Source organism: Butyrivibrio sp. NC2002, from assembly GCF_000702265.1.
Lineage (GTDB): Bacteria > Bacillota > Clostridia > Lachnospirales > Lachnospiraceae > Butyrivibrio.
Window position 1 is genome coordinate 353,742 of sequence record NZ_KL370881.1, and the last position, 20,770, is coordinate 374,511.

The 20,770-nt window shown below is 39.9% G+C and carries 18 protein-coding genes and 1 tRNA gene; 18 read left to right on the top strand and 1 reads right to left on the bottom strand.

Annotated features, from left to right (window positions below):
* Positions 1 to 79: 79 nt before the first annotated feature.
* The 10 genes from aroE to T543_RS15925 all read left to right on the top strand — a co-directional run bounded on the left by aroE (position 80) and on the right by T543_RS15925 (position 10,046).
* The gene (gene aroE, locus T543_RS16080; protein ID WP_035768994.1) at positions 80 to 1,468 is read left to right on the top strand and encodes a shikimate dehydrogenase; all 1,389 of its coding nucleotides are present in this window, start codon (positions 80 to 82) and stop codon (positions 1,466 to 1,468) included.
* 24 nt (positions 1,469 to 1,492) lie between these two features.
* On the top strand, positions 1,493 to 1,933 hold the full coding sequence (locus T543_RS12545) for a type II 3-dehydroquinate dehydratase (protein ID WP_035769539.1): 441 nt from the start codon (positions 1,493 to 1,495) through the stop codon (positions 1,931 to 1,933).
* A gap of 58 nt (positions 1,934 to 1,991) precedes the next feature.
* A complete protein-coding gene (efp, locus tag T543_RS12550) occupies positions 1,992 to 2,549 on the top strand; it encodes an elongation factor P (RefSeq protein WP_035768995.1) in 558 nt (185 codons plus the stop codon).
* Between the two features lie 109 nt (positions 2,550 to 2,658).
* Complete coding sequence (locus T543_RS12555; RefSeq protein WP_035768996.1) at positions 2,659 to 3,576, top strand: DUF5688 family protein; 918 nt, start codon at positions 2,659 to 2,661, stop codon at positions 3,574 to 3,576.
* A gap of 30 nt (positions 3,577 to 3,606) precedes the next feature.
* Positions 3,607 to 3,678, top strand: a tRNA-Arg gene (locus tag T543_RS12560).
* Positions 3,679 to 3,714: 36 nt separating this feature from the next.
* Positions 3,715 to 5,205, top strand: coding sequence for an SH3 domain-containing protein (locus tag T543_RS12565; protein WP_035768997.1), 1,491 nt, complete (start codon positions 3,715 to 3,717; stop codon positions 5,203 to 5,205).
* 96 nt (positions 5,206 to 5,301) lie between these two features.
* Positions 5,302 to 6,435, top strand: coding sequence for a Gfo/Idh/MocA family protein (locus T543_RS12570; protein ID WP_035768998.1), 1,134 nt, complete (start codon positions 5,302 to 5,304; stop codon positions 6,433 to 6,435).
* Between the two features lie 213 nt (positions 6,436 to 6,648).
* On the top strand, positions 6,649 to 7,983 hold the full coding sequence (gene gdhA / locus T543_RS12575) for an NADP-specific glutamate dehydrogenase (protein ID WP_035768999.1): 1,335 nt from the start codon (positions 6,649 to 6,651) through the stop codon (positions 7,981 to 7,983).
* A gap of 188 nt (positions 7,984 to 8,171) precedes the next feature.
* Entirely contained in the window at positions 8,172 to 9,692 is a 1,521-nt protein-coding gene (locus T543_RS12580; RefSeq protein WP_035769000.1) for a Na+/H+ antiporter NhaC family protein, read from the top strand.
* A gap of 189 nt (positions 9,693 to 9,881) precedes the next feature.
* Positions 9,882 to 10,046 carry a hypothetical protein gene (locus T543_RS15925; protein ID WP_155843273.1) on the top strand — a complete coding sequence of 55 codons (165 nt, stop codon included), beginning with the start codon at positions 9,882 to 9,884 and terminating at the stop codon, positions 10,044 to 10,046.
* Positions 10,047 to 10,133: 87 nt separating this feature from the next.
* Here the strand turns inward: T543_RS15925 and T543_RS16680 are convergent, their stop codons facing one another.
* Complete coding sequence (locus tag T543_RS16680) at positions 10,134 to 10,355, bottom strand: YkvA family protein (RefSeq protein ID WP_081830069.1); 222 nt, start codon at positions 10,353 to 10,355, stop codon at positions 10,134 to 10,136.
* A gap of 324 nt (positions 10,356 to 10,679) precedes the next feature.
* On the opposite strand from T543_RS16680, the gene T543_RS12585 reads away from it, so the two are divergent.
* The 8 genes from T543_RS12585 (at position 10,680) to T543_RS12625 (ending at position 20,667) form a co-directional block, all read left to right on the top strand.
* Entirely contained in the window at positions 10,680 to 11,738 is a 1,059-nt protein-coding gene (locus tag T543_RS12585; RefSeq protein ID WP_035769002.1) for a Fic family protein, read from the top strand.
* A 12-nt stretch (positions 11,739 to 11,750) separates the two neighbouring features.
* On the top strand, positions 11,751 to 13,250 hold the full coding sequence (locus T543_RS12590; protein WP_330370001.1) for a class I SAM-dependent DNA methyltransferase: 1,500 nt from the start codon (positions 11,751 to 11,753) through the stop codon (positions 13,248 to 13,250).
* A 50-nt stretch (positions 13,251 to 13,300) separates the two neighbouring features.
* Complete coding sequence (locus T543_RS12595) at positions 13,301 to 14,467, top strand: restriction endonuclease subunit S (protein ID WP_035769005.1); 1,167 nt, start codon at positions 13,301 to 13,303, stop codon at positions 14,465 to 14,467.
* Positions 14,468 to 14,475: 8 nt separating this feature from the next.
* A complete protein-coding gene (locus T543_RS12600; protein ID WP_035769007.1) occupies positions 14,476 to 14,790 on the top strand; it encodes a hypothetical protein in 315 nt (104 codons plus the stop codon).
* An 81-nt stretch (positions 14,791 to 14,871) separates the two neighbouring features.
* Positions 14,872 to 15,315: a super-infection exclusion protein B gene (locus T543_RS12605; RefSeq protein WP_255347226.1), complete on the top strand. Its 444-nt coding sequence runs from the start codon at positions 14,872 to 14,874 to the stop codon at positions 15,313 to 15,315.
* Between the two features lie 31 nt (positions 15,316 to 15,346).
* Positions 15,347 to 16,558, top strand: coding sequence for an HNH endonuclease family protein (locus T543_RS15420; protein ID WP_051638769.1), 1,212 nt, complete (start codon positions 15,347 to 15,349; stop codon positions 16,556 to 16,558).
* A 154-nt stretch (positions 16,559 to 16,712) separates the two neighbouring features.
* Positions 16,713 to 17,348 (top strand): hypothetical protein, encoded by a 636-nt coding sequence (locus T543_RS12620; RefSeq protein WP_035769011.1) that lies wholly within the window; start codon positions 16,713 to 16,715, stop codon positions 17,346 to 17,348.
* Positions 17,349 to 17,376: 28 nt separating this feature from the next.
* Positions 17,377 to 20,667: a DEAD/DEAH box helicase family protein gene (locus T543_RS12625; RefSeq protein ID WP_035769013.1), complete on the top strand. Its 3,291-nt coding sequence runs from the start codon at positions 17,377 to 17,379 to the stop codon at positions 20,665 to 20,667.
* Positions 20,668 to 20,770 lie beyond the last annotated feature (103 nt).

Here is a 20,770-nt window from a genome sequence, read left to right on the forward strand (position 1 = left end):
GAATTTTTATTCCTGCTCGATTTTTCTTTTTATATAGGTTAAAATTTGGAGTAATGAAAAAACTATCGGAGGAGACAAAATGGGGCAGACAGTAAAGGGAACGACAAGGGTGTGCGGCCTGTTCGGATATCCTGTTCATCATACGGTATCGCCTGCCATTCACAATACACTGGCTGACAGGCTTTCATGCGACCTTGTATATGTTCCGTTTGAGGTAGAACCGGAACATCTAAAGGAAGCTTTTTATGGTGCTCTTTCCATGGATGTATTGGGGCTTAATGTTACGATCCCGCATAAGAGTGCCGTTATTCCTTTTTTAAAGGAAATTGATCCCATGGCAAAGAGGATCGGGGCGGTAAATACACTTGTAAGGACCGCTGATAATTCCGGATTTAAAGGGTACAATACAGATTATTTCGGGATAAAGAAATCATTTGAAGAAGCATCCTGCAGTCTGAAAGATGAAAGTGTGATCATACTTGGCGCAGGCGGAGCGGCAAGGCCGGCAGCTTTTTTATGCGCTGACGAAGGCGCAAAAGAAGTATTTATACTAAACAGAACACTAAAGAGAGCGCAGGAACTTAGCGACAGCGTAAATGATTTTGCAGGGAAAAAGCTCTGCAGCGCGATGAAGCTGTCTGACTACAAAGAGCTTGATGCATCAAAAAAATATATTTGTTTTCAGGCTACATCTGTTGGACTGTATCCTAAGTCTGACGAAGTTATTATTGATGATGAAAACTTCTATAAATTGATCCACACCGGCTTTGATGCGATTTTTAAGCCTTACAGGACGAGATTTATATCAATGTGTGAAAAACAGGGAGCAAAGTGCATTTCAGGCATCAGAATGCTTCTGCATCAGGGAATATGCGCCTATGAACTGTGGAATAATGTAATAGTTTCGGAAGAAGATATTCGAATTGTATACGGACGGATGCTTCGCGAACTTTTAGATGATGAGAATATCGTGCTTGTGGGATTTATGGGCAGCGGAAAAAGCGCTGTTTCTCTGGAAATTGCTGACTTCCTTGGTTATGACAGGATTGATTCCGATGAGGCGATAGAACAAAAGGAAGACAGAACTATAAGCGATATTTTTTCAACTGATGGAGAAGAAGCTTTCAGGCAGATGGAGACAGATTTTCTTAAGGAACTTATAGCTGATAAGAGGAAGAAAACAGTCCTTGCGTGCGGAGGCGGTCTTCCTATTAGAGAGGAAAACAGAAAGCTCTTAAAAGAGTTCGGAAGAGTCATCTTTTTAAAGGCAGAGCCTGAAACTGTCTATGACAGAGTGAAGGATGATACTTCACGTCCGCTTCTTCAGACAGGAGATGTACTTGGGAGAATAAAAAAGCTCCAGGATGATAGACGGGATATATATGATAAGGCATGTGATTTTGGCATAGACACAGATAAAAAGATCGCAAGAGCAATTGCAGAAGAAATAGTGCATTTGCTTTTGTGATGGATCAGGGGGTGATGATTGGACATGAAGATACTTGTTGTAAACGGTCCAAACTTAAATTTTTTGGGCATAAGAGAAAAGAAAATATACGGAGACAGGGATTATGACTACCTGACCAAAATGATCATGGATAAGGCAAAAGATATAGGCGCTGACATTGAAGTCTGGCAGTCAAACCATGAGGGCGCGATCATTGATAAGCTGCAAAGCTGCTATTTTGACGGCACCTGCGGGATTGTTATAAATCCGGGAGCCTATACTCATTATAGCTACGCAATCCATGATGCATTAAAGAGCCTTGAGGATATAATAAAAGTCGAAGTGCACATTTCTGATATTAAAAACAGGGAGGATTTCAGGGCAAATTCTGTGACCGCGCCTGCCTGTGACAAGCAGATTTACGGAAAAGGCTTTGACGGTTATATAGAAGCGATAGATTTTATCATAAAAGGTATTGAAAAATAATAAAACATAGTATAAACTATTAAAGTTGTTTGATTTGTGAGAATTAGGAGGATTTTTTATGATTTCCGCAAGTGATTTCAGAAACGGTATGACCATTGAAATAGATGGTAATGTATGTCAGATAATAGAGTTCCAGCATGTTAAGCCCGGTAAAGGTGCTGCTTTCGTAAGAACAAAGCTTAAGGACGTTATCAATGGTGGTGTTAAGGAAACAACTTTCCGTCCTACCGAGAAATTCCCTGCAGCTCGTATCGACCGCAAGGAGATGCAGTATCTTTACGCTGATGGTGATCTTTACAACTTCATGGATAATGAATCTTACGAGCAGATCTCACTTACACAGGATCAGGTAGGTGACGCAATGAAGTTCGTTAAGGAGAACGAGACAGTTCAGGTTAACTCATATAATGGTAATGTATTTGCTATTGAGCCCCCGCTCTTTGTTGAACTTGCTATCACAGAGACAGAGCCCGGCTTCAAGGGTGATACAGCTACTGGCGCTACAAAGCCTGCTACAGTTGAGACAGGTGCAGTTGTTCAGGTACCTCTTTTCGTTGCAGAAGGTGATGTTATCAAGATTGATACCAGAACAGGTGAATACCTCTCCAGAGTTTAATACCGTTATTTTCTGAAAATTGAATGTATAGACTTATAAGACAATGATGAAGGATTATTAAATGCTTCGCATTGTCTTATTTTTTCGCTTATTTTTAAGGAGAATAACAATGAACAGAGATAAATTTTTTGATGAAATAAAAAACAGTATTACAGAGCATTATGGCGATGAAGCCTCGGTTTCAATGCATAATGTAAGAAAAAATAATGACGTAGTTTACACGGGAGTATGCGTTACGAAGAAGAACAGTAACTGTGGACCTACGGTGTACCTGGATAACTACTATAACAGTTATAATGATGGAAAAGAGATAAGCAAAATAGTAGAGGAAATAATAGGTATAGTTGAAGAACACGTTCCCTCAAATAATGTGGATATGTCTTTTTACAGTGAGTATGCATCGGTTGTCGATAAGGTGTGCTTTAAACTGATAGGAAGAAGTGAAAACGAAAATCTTTTGCTTGAAACACCGCACAGGGACTATGAGGATCTGGCAATTGTGTATTTCGTACCTCTCAAAGTTATGGGAGTTGAGGGTAGTATTCTGGTAAAGAACGAACATCTGAAATTGTGGAATGTAAAAGAGGATGACCTTTATAATGCAGCTCTGGTCAATACGCCAAAACTATTCCCTGTAACAACAAGAAATATTTTCGAAATAGTGGGAAATATGCCCGGAATGGATATTTACGATAAGGAAGATGAACTTCCCGAGATATATGTAGCATCTAATACTTCCGGACATTTTGGAGCATCATGCATTCTCTATCCCGGTTTTCTGCCGGATATGCGTGATAAACTTTCAAGTGGTTTCTACATTTTACCCTCATCAATTCATGAAGTAATAATAGTACCCTATAGCAAAACTACGCATGATGTGGATTCTCTGATAAATATGGTCAGGTGTGTGAACACGCAGTGCCTGAATACTGAAGATATACTCTCGGAGAGTGTTTATTACTATGATTTTAGCGGTGAAAATAATGTGAAAAAGGTTGAACATGATAAAGAGGCTATGGTATTATAGTTCGGTACGTAATAAATCTGTAACATTTTCGCACCCGTAGTCTAATGGATAGAACGGAGGCCTCCGACGCCTTTAATGCAGGTTCGATTCCTGTCGGGTGCATCTCTTAGTTACAGATAGAAAGAGAAAAAGGAACGAATGAATTTTAAAAAAATGAATTTTAAGGGTAATAAAAAACCGGAGAATCCGTTTGCCAATCAGGACAAAAGAACTTTTTGGGAGTATATATCAGATAATAAGAAGATAGTCATGCCAATTATTTTGGTAGTTGCTGTGGCTATAACCATAGGTATAGCGCTTGGCGCAAATAAAAAAGATGCAGGAGAAACTCAGGAGAATGCAGCTGTAGAGGTTGATGAAAACGGAGGCTACATTGTTCCCGAGGTAGATCTTGAGAAGAATGCATATGAAGATGTGAATAATCTTATGAATACATATTTCACAGCTTATGCACAGGGTGATATGGATACGATCAAATCCATTTATACCGGACTTGAATCTACTGAGGAATTAAGACTTCAGGAAGTTTCTGCATATATTTCAGGCATACCTACCGTAGATGTTTATACAAAGCCGGGGCCTGTAGATGGAAGCTATGTTGCTTATGTATATACAGAAGTTCAGTTTGACGGATATGATACTCCACTCCCGGGTATGCAGACAATGTACGTATGTACCAATGAAAACGGAGAGCTCTATATCAACGGTGATGTAGTTGATGACAGGGTAACAGAGTATATCAGCGCTATTTCTCTTCAGGCTGATGTTGTGGATTTAAATAACAGCGTTGCTGCTGATTACAATGATATTATTGCTTCCAACACAGAGCTGGCAGATTTCCTTTCACAGATGAGTGCAAATATTCAGGTATCTGTTGGAGAAGCGCTTGCAGCTATAGAATCCGGTCTTTCACCTGACGCTGCCCTTGCAAACACTCAGGAAACAACTGATGAGACTGCAGCAGAGGGCGAGGCTGCAGAAGGAGAAGCTGCGGAAGGCGAAGCTGAGGTGGCAGAGCAGGCAGAAGCTACTGAAGTAGCAGAGGCTGAGGCAGAAACAGCTGAAACGCAGGAAGAGGCTGAGCCTGTATCAACAACCAAGACTATCAGGGCAACCGATGTCATCAACATAAGAAAATCTGATTCCGAGACAGCAGATGTTCTTGGAAAGACAGAAAAGGGACAGACCTTCACACAGCTTGAGGCTCTTGAAAACGGATGGAGTAAGATTTCCTACGATGGCGGAGCTGCTTATGTTAAGACAATGTACTTTGAGGAAGTAACTGAGGATACAGCAGAAGCTACCGAAGAAGAGACAGAAACTACTGAAGAAACTACTGAAGAAACTACTGATACAGCAGAAGCTGAGACTGAAACTGAGGCAGAGACTGAGACAAAAGAAGAGGATACTTCAGATAGCAAGTCTTCTGTAAGCGCTTATGCAACCGGTAAGATGAGAGTCTCTGAGACAGTACGACTTCGTAAATCTCAGAGTACAGATTCTGAAGTAGTTACAAATGTTTACGCGGGCGATACTATAAATGTAATTGAACAATATGCTAGCGGATGGGCTAAAGTAGAGTATAATGGAGATACAGGATATATTAAATCAGAGTATCTCATGGATTAAAGCTTGTTAATTATGGCACGGCAGAGATACTGCCGTGCCATTTTTTTCCTTTTTTATTCTAAAACCGCAAACTTTTTCAAATCGATAGGAGAGCATATGTTTAACAAAGTAAAAGTTGGAATAATGGGAACCGGTGACATAGCAGTGATGATGGTCAGGACCTTAAGTCAGATGCGAGGTGTTACCTGTTATGCTGTTGCATCAAGAACTGAGGAAAAAGCTAAGGAGTTTGCACAAAACCATAAGATCAAGGTTGCGTATGGTTCTTATGAGGATTTATGCAGAGATCCCAAGATAGATTTTATCTATGTAGCAACGCCTCATTCAGCTCACTTTGAGAACGTAAAGCTTGCCCTAAATAACGGTAAACATGTTTTATGTGAAAAAGCATTTATGTTAAATGAAAAGCAGGCAAAGGAAGTATTTAAGCTGGCTGAGGAGAAGAATCTCCTTCTGTCTGAAGCTATGTGGACAAGATTTTTGCCTCTTGGCTTTAAACTAAAAGAAATCCTTGCAAGTAACGTTATTGGTGACGTTAACATGGTCACAGCTGACCTTAGCTTTAATATTTCATGGAAAGACAGGATACAGAATCCTGAGCTTGGCGGCGGTGCGCTTCTTGATATAGGCATATATGGTCTTACATTTGCTTCCATGATACTTGGCGATGATGTTATCGATATTACATCTGTATGCAACAAAAATGAGAAGGGAATGGATCTTCAGGACGTGATCAACTTAAAATACAGATCGGGACAGATGGCGGTTGTTACGTGTTCTACACTTGCCTGTGGACCTTGCTGCGGCATGATATTTGGAACAAAGGGACACATACAGGTTGATATGATAAATAACTTTGAGAGTATTACTGTATTTGACAATACAGGTGCTAAGACCGGCTTCTATAAGAAGGAAAAGCAGATTACAGGTTATGAGTATGAAGTTATGTCTGTTATGAATGCACTTAAGGAAGGATGGCTTGAGTGCCCTGAAATACCGCATGCTCAGTCTCTTCGCATTATGAACATGATGGATTTCATAAGAAAACTGCTTGATATCAGATTCCCCGGAGAGGAGCCTGAAGCAGTCACAGAGAATACAGAAGCTGAAGCTGCTGCAAATGCAGCTACAGAGGCGGCCGAGGAAACAGATACGAAAGTTGCTGATGAGACAAGTGGCGAAGCAGCCACTGAGACAGAGAGCATAGAGAAAGATAGATCAGAAGAGTAATATTTTTTCGTTTTAAAGCGATAAAGTGCTTGACGATTTGAAGACGGTGTGAAATAATACTTGTCAGACAGTGGTGTCTGCGCAAGGGAGCGTAAAGACCGATGAAGCTTTACGCTCTTTTTTTGTACATTTTTTTAGCTTAAGGTCTATACGCCGGAAAAATAAGCCCAATTAAATGGGTAAAGATGATTCAAAAACAGGAGGAAAAATCAAATGTCATACGTTGATGAAGTCTACAATTACGTTGTTGAGAAGAATCCCGCTCAGCCTGAGTTTCACCAGGCAGTAAAAGAGGTACTGGATTCACTCAGAGTTGTTATTGATGCTAATGAAGAGGAATACAGAAAAGATGCTCTTCTTGAGAGACTTGTAACACCTGAGAGACAGATCCTTTTCAGAGTACCGTGGGTTGATGATAAGGGACAGGTTCAGGTAAACAACGGTTTCCGTGTACAGTTTAATTCAGCTATAGGACCTTATAAGGGAGGACTTCGTTTCCATCCTTCAGTTAACCTTGGTATCATTAAGTTCCTTGGCTTCGAGCAGATCTTCAAGAATTCACTTACAGGCCTTCCTATCGGTGGTGGTAAGGGTGGTTCTGATTTTGATCCCAAGGGCAAATCAGACAGAGAGATCATGGCATTCTGCCAGAGCTTTATGACAGAGCTTTTCAGACACATTGGTGCTGATACAGACGTACCTGCCGGTGATATCGGTGTTGGCGGACGTGAGATCGGATATATGTATGGTCAGTACAAGAGAATCCGCGATACATACGAAGGTGTGCTTACAGGTAAGGGTCTTACTTACGGCGGATCACTTGCTCGTACACAGGCTACAGGTTATGGTCTTCTTTATCTTACAGCTGAGCTTCTTAAGTGCAATGGCTCAGACATTAAGGGTAAGACAGTTTGTGTATCAGGTGCCGGTAACGTTGCTATCTATGCAATCGAAAAGGCTCAGCAGCTTGGTGCTAAGGTTGTTACATGTTCAGATTCAACAGGTTGGATATATGATTCAGAGGGGATCGATGTAGCTCTTCTTAAGGAAGTTAAGGAAGTTAAGAGAGCACGCCTTACAGAGTATGCAGCTGCAAGAAAGTCTGCAGAGTATCATGAAGGAAGAGGAGTATGGAGCATTAAGTGTGATGTTGCTCTTCCTTGCGCAACACAGAACGAGCTTCACCTTGAGGATGCTAAGCAGCTTGTTGCTAACGGCGTTCAGGCTGTATGCGAAGGTGCTAATATGCCTACTACAATCGAAGCAACTGAATACCTTCAGGAGAACAAGGTAATGTTTGTTGGTGGTAAGGCTGCAAACGCAGGTGGTGTTGCTACATCAGCTCTTGAGATGAGCCAGAACTCTGAGAGACTTCACTGGACATTCGAGGAAGTTGATGCCAAGCTTCAGCAGATCATGGTTAACATCTATCACAACATTGATGATGCAGCTAAGAAATACGGCATGGAAGGTAACTATGTTGCAGGTGCTAACATTGCAGGATTCCTTAAGGTTGCAGAGGCTATGAAGGCTCAGGGTATTGTTTAATACCGTATATTCATATCCCGAAAAGTAAATAATTCAGTTATTTATTAAAAACATTTGACATCTTGGATCATAGATTCAAGATGTCATAATTTTATATCGATTAATTACATGCACTTTAGTATAATAAAGTGTAGTTTTTGTTTTTCTGACGAAGAACAGGTAATCTATAAAAATGCGGGAGGGAAAATATGTTTGTTGATACTTTTTGGGCGCTGGTTCCGGCGATAATAGCTATAGGACTGGCACTTATAACTAAGGAAGTTTATTCTTCACTCTTCATTGGAATTATTGCAGGAGGACTGTTGTATTCCGGCTTTAATCCGGCAGGGACAATGGAACATGTTTTTGTCGAGGGTATGATCGGACAGCTTTCTGACAGCTGGAATGTAGGAATACTTATATTCCTTGTGGTTCTTGGCAGTATGGTAATGCTTATGAACAGAGCCGGTGGCTCGGCGGCTTTTGGAAGATGGGCTGTAGCGCACGTAAAAACCAAAGTTGGCGCTCAGATAGCTACTATTGTTTTAGGATGTCTCATTTTTATTGATGACTATTTTAACTGCCTTACTGTTGGATCAGTTATGAGACCTCTTACAGATAAGCACAAGATTTCCAGAGAAAAGCTTGCTTATTTGATTGATGCAACAGCAGCACCTGTTTGTATAATTGCACCTATTTCGTCCTGGGCAGCTGCTGTAACCGGATTCGTTGACGGGGCAAATGGTCTTACTCTTTTTATAAGAGCAATCCCTTACAATTTCTATGCGCTTCTTACTATAGTTATGATGCTGACTCTTACACTTGCCAAGTTCGATTATGGCCCGATGGCGCATGCTGAACGAGGAACGATCCTTGGGAAAAAAGGTAAGAATATCCACTCGAGTATGACGGGTGCGGAAGATCAGCCTAATCCACCTGTATCCGGTAAAGGAAGGGTTATTCATCTTGTTCTGCCTATTGTTGTGCTTATTATCTGCTGCGTTATAGGAATGATATATACAGGCGGATTCTTTGAAGGAGAGAGCTTTGTTGATGCATTCTCAGCATCAGATGCCTCTGTAGGACTTGTATATGGCTCTGTAGTTGCACTTATCTTTACAATTATATTTATGCTTGCTACCAGAGTTCTTAGCTTTAATGAATGCATGAACGCAATTCCCGATGGATTTAAGAGCATGGTTCCCGCAATACTTATTCTTACATTTGCATGGACACTTAAAGCTATGACAGACTCTCTGGGTGCAGCAAACTATGTTGCAGGCCTTGTTGAACATATTGCAGATAATCATGCACTTATGAGCCTGCTTCCAGCTATTGTATTCTTGATTGGCGCATTTCTGGCATTTGCGACAGGTACAAGCTGGGGTACATTTGGAATTCTTATTCCTATAGTTGTTAATGTTTTTGGAGCAGATATTAACAATGAGCTCATGCTTATCGCTATATCTGCCTGCATGGCAGGAGCAGTTTGCGGTGACCACTGCTCACCTATCTCAGATACAACTATTATGGCAAGTGCGGGGGCTCAGTGTGACCATATTCAGCATGTATCCACTCAGTTGCCTTATGCTTTGACTGTAGCAGGCGTTTCATTTGTGGCTTATATTATTTCGGGATTCGTAAGAAACTGGTATATATGCCTTCCGATAGGAATAGTACTCATGATTGCCACATTGCTCTGTGCTAAGACAGTTAGCTCAAAGCGCTGATGTATTTTGTGATATAGGCATTTTATCTAAAATAGTAATACTTTTTTCACAAAATCTTAAGTATTTATCTCTTGTGCGCAAGCCCAATATGCCTTATGATATTGCTTGCATCAAAAAATATAACGCCTAAGGGGGGAGAGCGTTGGTTGTAGCAGGTGGGGACCTGCATTAAAAGAGGAGATGAATACTATGGAATGGAAGATTGCATTTGATCGCATTATGGATCAGCTGTATAACCATCCGGAAGAGATGCGTTACAAGCTTCTTGGCAAATACAACGCCCCTACAATGACAATAACTGTAGCAGAAGGAAAAACAGCAATCGAGATGCTGCAGAATATACAGAATGCGTAATGCGTTAGTGATTATAAAATGAATAGTAATTGTAAAAAGACTGCGAGTTGATCGCAGTCTTTTTTTATGAGATAGAGAGTTATAATATCATTCGATAACTTTATTATTGGCTATGCGCCAGTCCTCATATTCTTTTACATCATCTTCAACTAATTTCCAACAAGCAGTTACAACAGCGGCATTATTAAAATATCCCAGCATGGGTATGTTATCTGGAACAATATCAATTGGTGAGACAAAATATGTTAAGGCACTAATTATAGCGATAATTGTACAAATAGGAGGATCAGTGTATTTAAGAAATAGCAAGCATTGCTATGAATGTGTTAACAATATTATTTTATCAGCAGCTATTAAAATATAGATTAACTGAAAATAATTATTATATAAATTTCGCATTGCTGACAGGCAGTAATAATTATCTAAATTGGGCAATTTGTAATAAATCTTCTATAGATATGGTGATAGCTGTATAAAAAACATTTGATTTAATTACATCATTGGATATCTAATTGCATCATTGCTTTTAATTTGATGTAATTAACGTTGATAATGAGTATATTGAGTGGTATTATTTAAGTGCATCATTTTATCCACTCATGAGTGAATTGATGTTTGAATGAGGATATTGATATGAGAAATTTTGATTACAGTAAAAAATGGGAAAAACTGCTGACACCGGAAATCGTGGCATTGCTTACGCAGATCCATGAGTATAAAGGTGAGCAGTCACTTTTTATAGAAGCGAAGGCATATACGCTGACGCAACTTGTTGAGATTGCGAAGATTCAGAGTACCGAAGCATCCAACAAGATTGAAGGTATCTATACTTCCGATGCGAGACTGAAAGCACTAGTTAAAGATAAGACTACGCCTAAGACGAGAAACGAGCGAGAGATTGCCGGATACAGGGATGTACTTAATACTATCCATGAGAGTCATGATTACATCTCGATAAGACCGAATATGATCCTTCAGCTTCACAGAGATTTATATAAGTTTGAAGGTTATGATATCGGTGGAAAGTATAAAGCAGCGGATAACATCATTGAGGAAGAGGATGAACAGGGCAACAAATTTGTAAGATTCAGACCGGTTCCTGCATGGGAAACACCCGAGGCAATCGAGAATCTTTGTAATGAATTTGACAAAGCTCTCGGAACCGGAACAATAGATCCGCTTCTTCTGATACCAATGTTTATACTGGATTTTTTATGCATCCATCCGTTTAATGACGGCAACGGAAGAATGAGCAGACTGCTTACATTGCTAATGCTGTACAGAGCCGGATACATTGTAGGAAAGTATATCAGTATTGAACATCTGATAGAAAAGACTAAGACATCATATTATGAGTGCCTGCAGGAAAGTTCCCTTAACTGGCATGAGGAAGAAAATAATTATGTTCCATTTGTGCAGTATATGCTTGGTGTTGTAGTTGCAGCATACAGAGATTTTTCTGACAGGGTAGAGACTTTAGTTACCAGTGGCCTTTCAAAGCCTGAGCGTGTGGCTGAACTGATTAAGAACACCTATGGCGAGATCACGAAGTCGCAGATTATGGAGAAATGCCCTGACATAAGCCGCATAACTGTTGAGAGGGCTCTGTCAGAACTTCTGTCATCGGAAAGCATAATAAAAATTGGTGGCGGCAGATATACAAAATACGTTTGGAACAGAGATAAGGAATAAAGGAGAACGATAATGACCGGAGAACTTGGTAATAAGATTGATAGTTTGTGGGAGATTTTCTGGAACGGCGGGATTACAAATCCGCTCGATGTTGTTGAGCAGATGACATACCTCATGTTTATAAAGGATCTGGATGATACTGACAACCTCCGCGCTAAGGAAGCAGCCATGCTTGGACTTCCTTACAAGAGCATCTTTGCTGATGAGGTTGAGATCGGTGACCGAAAGGTTGATGGTAATCAGCTTAAGTGGTCTACCTTCCACGACTTCCCTGCACAGAGAATGTATTCGGTTGTCCAGGAATGGGTATTCCCTTTTATAAAGAATCTTCATGGAGACAAGAACTCTGCCTATAGCAAATACATGGATGACGCAATCTTTAAGGTAAATACTCCTTTGATGCTCTCCAAGATTGTTGACGCTATGGATGAAATTTATTCCATGATGGAAGAACTACACCAGACTGATATCCGTGGTGATGTATATGAGTACCTTCTTTCTAAGATTGCTCAGTCCGGTGTGAATGGTCAGTTTAGAACGCCGAGACACATCATCCGTATGATGGTAGAGATGATGGATCCGAAGCCGACAGACTTTATCTGCGACCCGGCTTGCGGAACTTCCGGATTCCTTGTTACCAGCGGAGATTACATAAGAGAAAAATATAAGAAGGAGGTCCTTCTTGATAAGCATAACAGAAATCACTTTATGAATGACATGTTCCACGGATATGACATGGACAGAACCATGCTCCGCATTGGCGCCATGAATATGATGACCCATGGTGTTGAGAATCCGTTTATCGAGTACCGTGACAGCCTGTCAGACCAGAACCCTGATAAGGATATGTATTCCCTTATTTTGGCGAATCCGCCATTTAAGGGCAATCTTGATGCAGATACCGTATCAACAGATCTTCAGAAGGTATGTAAGACCAAGAAGACAGAGCTTTTATTTCTGGCGTTGTTTGTAAGAATGCTTAAGATTGGCGGAAGATGTGCTTGCATCGTTCCTGACGGAGTACTATTTGGTTCTTCCAACGCTCACAAGGCAATCAGAAAGGAAATCGTAGAAAATCAGCGCCTTGAAGCAGTAATCTCCATGCCTTCAGGTGTGTTCAAACCTTACGCCGGAGTATCTACTGCAATACTAATCTTTACCAAGACCGGTCATGGCGGAACAGATGATGTGTGGTTCTATGAAATGACCGCTGACGGCTTCAGTCTTGATGATAAGCGTACTGAGATTAAGGATAACGACATCCCTGATATCATTAGCCGATTCAAGAATCTTGAGGCTGAAAAGGACAGAAAACGTACGGACAAGTCCTTTATGGTTTCCAAGAAGGAGATTGCGGATAACGACTATGATCTCTCCATCAATAAGTACAAAGAGGTTGAATACGTTGCAGTAGAGTATCCGCCTACATCAGAGATTATGGCAAATATTAGAGAAATAGAGAAGCAGATCAGTCAGGAGATGGATGAGCTAGAAAAACTTCTTACTGTGTAACTGTAGTGTCCTTCGGGACAAGAATAAATTGAGATTTGTAGGGATGATAGATGGATAAAGTTAGACTTGGAGATATAGCGACACTTATTAATGGAGATCGAGGAAAGAATTACCCATCACAAGCGGATATAACTGATGAAGGGGACATACCATTTGTGAATGCGGGGCATTTAAATGGACGAAGTATAGATTTTGAGGAAATGAACTATATTTCTCAAGAAAAATATGATTGTCTAAGTTCGGGGAAGTTTATTAAGGGGGATGTACTTTACTGTCTCAGAGGGTCACTGGGCAAAAAAGCTATTGTTAATGATGATGTTGAAGGAGCAATTGCGTCCTCACTCGTAATAATAAGACCCGATTATAAACGAATTGATGGTGACTACCTGATGTTTTCGTTAGATTCACCGTCGATAAAAGAGCAGTTAATCAAGGCGAATAATGGTAGTTCACAGCCTAATCTTTCAGCAGCAAGTGTGAGAGAGTACCAAATAGAACTTCCGGATATGCAAATACAGAAAGCTGTTGTTGAAAAGCTTGCCAAGGTAAGGGAAGCAATAGATAACAGGCAGTGTGAATTAGACTTGCTTGACCTGCTTATCAAAGCCCGATTTGTCGAGATGTTTGGTGGTCAAGAATTTGAGAGAAAGCAACTTATTGATTTGATTCAAGAGGGAGCGGGTTTATCATATGGAATAGTAGTTCCAGGTGATAATGTTGATGATGGAATCCCGATGGTAAGACCATCTGATTTCAAAAATGGAAGATTGAATTTGGATAATGTTTATAGAGTTGCATTAGATATAGAGTGTAAGTATAAAAAAACAAGATTATTGGGAGATGAAATTTTAGTACAAGTTATTGGTCAACCCGGGCAGGTTATGCTTAGCGATGAAAGATGCAAGGGGATGAATGTTACAAGAAACTTAGCGGTTATAAGAATTGATAAGAATAAGGCTGACAGACTATTCATAAGTCATTATTTAACTACAGAAGAGGCACAACGGTTTATGTTTGGCTCAACGAACCAATCGACATTAAAACAACTGCCTCTTAATAAGTTGAAGGAATTACCTGTTCCAATGGTTCCAATAAGTGAGCAAGTACAATTTGCGGACTTTGTTAAACAAGTCGACAAATCAAAAGTTGCCGTACAGAAGGCGTTGGATGAAACCCAGACTCTTTTCGATAGTCTGATGCATGAATACTTTGGGTAGGAGTTGTTATGCAGGATTATTTACCATACATTGTGTCTGTGTTATGTGCTTTGATATCAGGGATATCAAGTTATGCGATAGCCAGAAAACAAGCAAAGAATGATATAAAGGTTATTGTAAAGCAGCATGAAGTTGACTTAGAGGCATTAGAACGGAAGCATCAGATGGAACTCGAAAAGTTAAATCTGGAGCATGCGCATCAGTTAGAACTTCAAGCAAAAGATTTTGAAGCTAATCTTAGTTCGTCTTTGCTGACAGAAGCAATGAAGATGCCGGAAATAAGGCAACAGATTTCACAGGGAATAAAGAAAGGTAAACGGTAGATGAGCGTATAAGTTGATAGCATAACTGAAAAAACATTTGATAATTTCAAAAAGATAACGCCGGCACTAGTTGCTGTCGCAATTCTGTCAGGCTTACTACTGTTTCTGCCTGAGAGTATTCTGAAGAAAATGAGTCTTGATGAACTGCCGGTTTTGTGGAATCGGATTATTGGCATAGTGTTTCTGCTGAGTGTGGCTCTCATTTCAACGATGATAGTTTTTTCTGTGATTTCACACATTACAGAAAAACGAAGAAATAAGCGAATCAGAGTAAACCTAAAGAAAAAGCTTCAGACATTGAACCTAAGGCAGAAAGCAATCATTGTGCAACTTTTAAGGAGTGAAGATAAGACAATTAGCTTGGATAAGAATTCCGGAGATACAATTTATTTGGTGAACAACCTGTTTTTACATATGCCTGAACAAGCATTTACGCTAGGCTGGAACAATGAAATGATTTTGACATATGTCCCGCAACCGTGGTTGTTAGATTTATATAACGAAGAGCCTGAATTGTTTAAATAGAGATCATTGTAATATTGGAGGGAATAAAATCATGCTTACAAAAGCAACTTGGCCATTATTTACATTATCAAAGAAAAGAAGCAAGATTAATACAAATCCAGATTATCAAAGGCCATCGGTATGGACGAAAGCTCAGAAACAGATGCTTATAGATTCTATTCTGCGTGACTTTGATATTCCAAAGATTTATCTTCACAAAACATCGGATGATACGTTTGATGTTATTGACGGTCAGCAGAGAATCAGAACTATCTGGTCATTCTATGACGATGAGTTTGCACTTCCGAAGGATGCGGAGCCTGTAAATGGTATCGTTGTGGCGAACAAGAAATATAGTGAGCTTCATATGGATATCGCGACCATCATAGATAGCTATAATCTTGATTTTGTAATCCTTGATAATGAAGATGAGGACGAAATCCGAGAGATGTTTTTACGTCTCCAGAATGGCACTTCACTTAAGGCTCAGGAAAAGCGTAATGCAATGCCGGGGCAGATGCGCGACTTCATTAAGAAAGTTTCTGCGCATGAATTCTTCCAGAAAGTGTCATTTAATAATAGTCGTTTTACATATGATCTTATAGCGGCCCAGGTAACTCTTTTCTGCATTAAGAAAAAGATTTGCAATATTAAAGACAAAGATCTTAATGCCATGTATGAGGATAACCGCGACTTTAATGATAATTCTGCTGAGGCTAAGACTGTTTTTAAGATATTGGATTATATGAATACAATGTTTCCATCAAAGTGTCCGGAGTTAAAACGATACAATGTTATTTCATTGTTTGCTCTGATCATGGATATGATGCCAAATTACGACATCAGAGACCGTGAAAAGGATATTGCGGATTGGTTTATACAATTTGAAACGGATAGAATCCTTGAAGAGGAAAAAGTACCGGAAGAACAGGATCCCATATTGGTTTTGTATCACGAAAAGGTATCCCATTCTACGGATACAGTTGATTCCCTTAAATTCAGACATGATCTTTTGAAGGAAAGCTTACTTACCAAGGTGCATAACCTCCCGTTGAAGGATTCAAAAAGGAACTTTGATGAATCTCAGAGACAGGTTATATATCGCAAGGATAGGGGAATATGCCAAATCTGTGGTAAGGCTTGTGAATGGAATGATTGGGAAGCGGATCATATTGTTCCTTGGAGTAAGGGCGGTAAGACAGAGATAGAGAACGGACAAGTGCTGTGTCCAACCTGTAATTCAAAAAAGAGTGATAACGTATGAAGTTTAGGTTTTACGAGGTGAATTGTTGATAGATAAAACTCTTAAGGAAAAAATGTTAGATTCACCGTTGATTATTCATGGGTTTGTAAACGATGAGCCAAAATGTAACTATTAGCGATACATGACGGAGCTGCTTAATTGTTCTGATTTTTTCATGGATAAAACAGGTGGAGAAAAACTATGTTGGAATGAAAAACAAGATCATGGGGAATGTGATGCAACCACATCAAGTTATTCAATAGATTATAAGTTACTTGCGACCAAGTCTTCTCTTCAGGCTAAAAGAGAAACGAGCGGAAGCATTACTAAAATGGCAGATGGATGTATTGCCTTTGGGATTGGAAGATTGCCTGAAGGAGAAAAGTTTACATATATACGTACTGCAGCGGCATTACGGGAGTATTCGTTAGAAGGATTGGAAAAGATTTCTGCCGATAGTAAAGATAATGTTGAAAAGAATGTTTATGTGATACTTAAGAACATTAAAACAAAGAAGAATTTGCTTTTGTTTTACCCGTATACTATGTCTTTTTCAGAACCGCATACATTTAAGGATGGATGTAAAAGTATAGAGGATGCGTTTAATGAAGATTTAAACCAAATTAGGCTTTATCGTGAGCGTAATGTTCCGGGCTTTGAAACATATATTTGTACGATTTATGAAAACAAGCTTCTTATATTTGAAAACGATGGTAAGCATTGGGTATTACGGGACAGTATTGATATGATGTCCAGTAAAATATATAAAGACTTATATTATTCCTATGGGAACAATGGTTTCAATTATTAGAATATCCCTTTGAATAGGAGGTAGTTACATGACCAATTTCGATTATTTGAAAAAAGAGCCGAAGTTCAACACATTTTCCGATGTGGCAATAGCGGCTGAAAAAATATTATATATAGATCCTACCTCCTGCATCATTAACTGCCGCAGGGCGATGGAGTTTGCCATAAAGTGGATGTATTCGGTTGATGCTTCCCTATCTATGCCGTATCAGGATAATCTGATAAGTCTTATGAGCACAGAGGAATTCAGAGATATCATCGATGAAGACCTTATGAAGCGTATGGATTTCATCCGTAAGATGGGTAATAATGCGGCTCACTCCGGCAAGAAGATTACAGAAGATCAGGCGATACTTTGCCTAGAGAACCTCCAGATTTTCTTTGATTTCGTCTGCTACTGCTATGCTGATGAATACGAAGAGCATAGTTTTGACAAGTCTTTGCTCAAAAAGGACGAAAACGAACTGGTTAAAAAGGATTTCCCTGATGTTGATATAGAAAAGCTGATTGCAGAGAACTCTGCACTGAAGAAAGAACTGACATCCCGTCGAGAAGAGCAGGCGGAGACCTATGTTCCGAAGCCACTGGATCTTTCGGAGTATAAAACACGAAAGATTTATATTGATGCTATGCTCATGGATGCCGGGTGGAAGGAAGGCTCTGACTGGATCAATGAAGTAGAACTTCCGGGAATGCCTAATAAATCAGAAGTTGGCTATGCGGACTATGTTCTTTATGATAATTCACATAAGCCACTTGCCGTTATTGAAGCAAAGAGAACCTGTGTTGATGTGTCAAAAGGAAGACAGCAGGCAAAACTTTATGCGGATCTTTTGGAAAAACAGTATAAGAGAAGACCGTGTATTTTTCTGACCAATGGTTTTGAAACAAGAATTATAGATGGACAGTATCCTGAGAGAAAGGTTGCCTGCATTTATTCTAAGGCAGACCTTGAAAAGATGTTCAATCTCAGAAGGATGCGTACATCCCTTGATCATATAAATGTAGATAAGAAGATTGCCGGTCGTTATTATCAGGAAGCTGCAATTAAAGCTGTATGTGACAGCTTTGATAAGAAGAATCGTCGAAAAGCCCTTCTTGTCATGGCGACAGGTTCCGGTAAGACAAGAACTGTAATCGAACTGTGCCATGTACTTCTTGATGCAGGATGGATTAAGAATATCCTTTTTCTTGCTGACAGAACATCTCTTGTAACTCAGGCAAAGAGAGCGTTTGTAAACAACTATTCCTCCCTTTCGGTGACAAACCTTTGCGAAGAGAAGGATAACTATAATGCACATTGCGTTTTTTCAACCTATCAGACAATGATGAACTGCATTGATTCGGTAAAGGTTGAAGACCAGAAGTTGTTTACTAGCGGACATTTTGACCTTGTCATATGCGATGAGGCGCACAGGTCCATTTATAACAAATACAGAGATATCTTTACTTATTTCGATGCACCGCTTGTAGGTCTTACGGCTACACCTAAGGATGATATCGATAAGAATACTTATGAAATATTCGAATTGGAGCCCGGAGTTCCTACATACGGTTATGAGCTCGGTCAGGCTGTAACCGACGGATATCTTGTTGATTTTTTGTCTGTAGAAACTAAGCTTAAGTTTATAGAACAGGGAATCGTTTATGCTGACCTTTCCGATGAAGATAAAGCTATTTATGAGAGCACATTTGAGATGGAGGATGGAGATGTTCCAGAGGCTATCAGTTCATCTGCGCTCAATTCATGGATATTCAATGAAGATACCATCCGTCAGGTACTGCACACTGTTATGACAGAGGGTATCAAGATAGATTATGGCCAGAAGCTTGGTAAGACTATCATTTTTGCAAAGAACCATGATCATGCGGAGAAGATTCTTGAAATCTTTAATAAGGATTACCCGCATTTGAATGGATTTGCTCAGGTAATCGACAATAGGATCAACTATGCCCAGACTCTTATTGATGAGTTTTCTGAACCTAATAAGTTGCCTCAGATAGCAATATCTGTCGATATGATGGATACCGGTATCGATGTACCGGAGGTATTGAACCTTGTGTTCTTCAAAAAGGTGATGAGCTATGCTAAGTTTTGGCAGATGATCGGACGTGGAACCAGGCTTTGTCCGGGACTTATCGACGGGGAAGACAAGAGTAAGTTTTACATTTTTGATTTCTGCGGTAACTTTGAGTTTTTCCGCATGAGCAAGGGAAAACCTACTGCTAATATGATTGCGCTTCAAGGAGCAATCTTTAACTTGCAGTTCGAGATTACATATAAGCTACAGGATCTGGAATATCAGGTGGATAAGTTTATAACGTATCGTAATGCGCTTGTAGAGATGATGACCGGTAAGGTACAGGAACTTCCACGTGAAAATTTTGCGGTAAGGCAGCACTTGAAATATGTTGACTTGTATTCTAACGAAGCAAATTATCAGACGTTGACATATGAAGATACATTGATCGTTCGTGAGGAACTTGCTCCGCTGATTCTTCCGAACGATGACGAGGCAAGTGCGGTTCGCTTTGACGCCCTTATGTACGGTATAGAACTTGCATACCTTGTTGGTAAGAAATACGGAAAAGCCCGCAGTGATTTGTTTAAGCGTGTTAGGGGTATTGCCAGCGTTGCAAACATACCGGAAATAAAGGTGCAGGCAGAACTAATCGATAAGATCCTTCATACGGATTATATCGATAACTGCGGCATAAACGAGTTTGAGGAAATCAGAGAAAAACTTCGTAATCTTATGAAGTATATTCCTCATAATAAGCTTCGTTATGATACGAACTTTGAGGATGATATCCTTGATGTTTCATGGAATGAGTCGGAGCTTGAGAATGATGATCTGAAGAATTACAAGGCAAAAGCTGAGTACTACATCCGTGAACATCAGGATAACGAGGCAATTAAAAAACTTAAGTCCAACATACCGTTATCCCACGATGATATTGAAGCATTGGAAAAAGTTCTCTGGTCTGAGCTTGGCACAAAGGAAGAATATGAGCAGGAGTACGGTTCTAAGCCTTTGGGTGAGCTCGTGCGTGAGATCGTTGGACTTGATATGAATGCAGCCAAGGCTGCTTTTTCAGAGTATTTGGATGGCGCCAACCTTGATAGCAGGCAGATATACTTTGTTAACCAGATAGTTGAGTATATCGTACATAACGGTATGATGAAGGATCTGTCCGTGCTTCAAGAATCTCCGTTTACGGATCAGGGAAGCGTGGTCGAGATATTTACAGATCTTAATATCTGGATGGGAATTCGGAAGATTATAGAAAGCATAAATGATAACGCAATAGTAGCGTAAGAATACAGAGCGGATTTGAATGGAAAAACGTACTGGTTTTTGCGAAAATTCTATTCCAGTACATTTGACTTTAATGAGAGATGATGCTAGCATAATATAAAGA

Excerpts from the sequence above, each read along its gene's own strand:
- aroE (WP_035768994.1), top strand. The coding sequence starts at position 80 with ATGGGGCAGACAGTAAAGGGAACGACAAGGGTGTGCGGCCTGTTCGGA.
- T543_RS12545 (WP_035769539.1), top strand. The coding sequence starts at position 1,493 with ATGAAGATACTTGTTGTAAACGGTCCAAACTTAAATTTTTTGGGCATA.
- efp (WP_035768995.1), top strand. The coding sequence starts at position 1,992 with ATGATTTCCGCAAGTGATTTCAGAAACGGTATGACCATTGAAATAGAT.
- T543_RS12555 (WP_035768996.1), top strand. The coding sequence starts at position 2,659 with ATGAACAGAGATAAATTTTTTGATGAAATAAAAAACAGTATTACAGAG.
- T543_RS12565 (WP_035768997.1), top strand. The coding sequence starts at position 3,715 with ATGAATTTTAAAAAAATGAATTTTAAGGGTAATAAAAAACCGGAGAAT.
- T543_RS12570 (WP_035768998.1), top strand. The coding sequence starts at position 5,302 with ATGTTTAACAAAGTAAAAGTTGGAATAATGGGAACCGGTGACATAGCA.
- gdhA (WP_035768999.1), top strand. The coding sequence starts at position 6,649 with ATGTCATACGTTGATGAAGTCTACAATTACGTTGTTGAGAAGAATCCC.
- T543_RS12580 (WP_035769000.1), top strand. The coding sequence starts at position 8,172 with ATGTTTGTTGATACTTTTTGGGCGCTGGTTCCGGCGATAATAGCTATA.
- T543_RS15925 (WP_155843273.1), top strand. The coding sequence starts at position 9,882 with ATGGAATGGAAGATTGCATTTGATCGCATTATGGATCAGCTGTATAAC.
- T543_RS12585 (WP_035769002.1), top strand. The coding sequence starts at position 10,680 with ATGAGAAATTTTGATTACAGTAAAAAATGGGAAAAACTGCTGACACCG.
- T543_RS12590 (WP_330370001.1), top strand. The coding sequence starts at position 11,751 with ATGACCGGAGAACTTGGTAATAAGATTGATAGTTTGTGGGAGATTTTC.
- T543_RS12595 (WP_035769005.1), top strand. The coding sequence starts at position 13,301 with ATGGATAAAGTTAGACTTGGAGATATAGCGACACTTATTAATGGAGAT.
- T543_RS12600 (WP_035769007.1), top strand. The coding sequence starts at position 14,476 with ATGCAGGATTATTTACCATACATTGTGTCTGTGTTATGTGCTTTGATA.
- T543_RS15420 (WP_051638769.1), top strand. The coding sequence starts at position 15,347 with ATGCTTACAAAAGCAACTTGGCCATTATTTACATTATCAAAGAAAAGA.
- T543_RS12620 (WP_035769011.1), top strand. The coding sequence starts at position 16,713 with ATGGATAAAACAGGTGGAGAAAAACTATGTTGGAATGAAAAACAAGAT.
- T543_RS12625 (WP_035769013.1), top strand. The coding sequence starts at position 17,377 with ATGACCAATTTCGATTATTTGAAAAAAGAGCCGAAGTTCAACACATTT.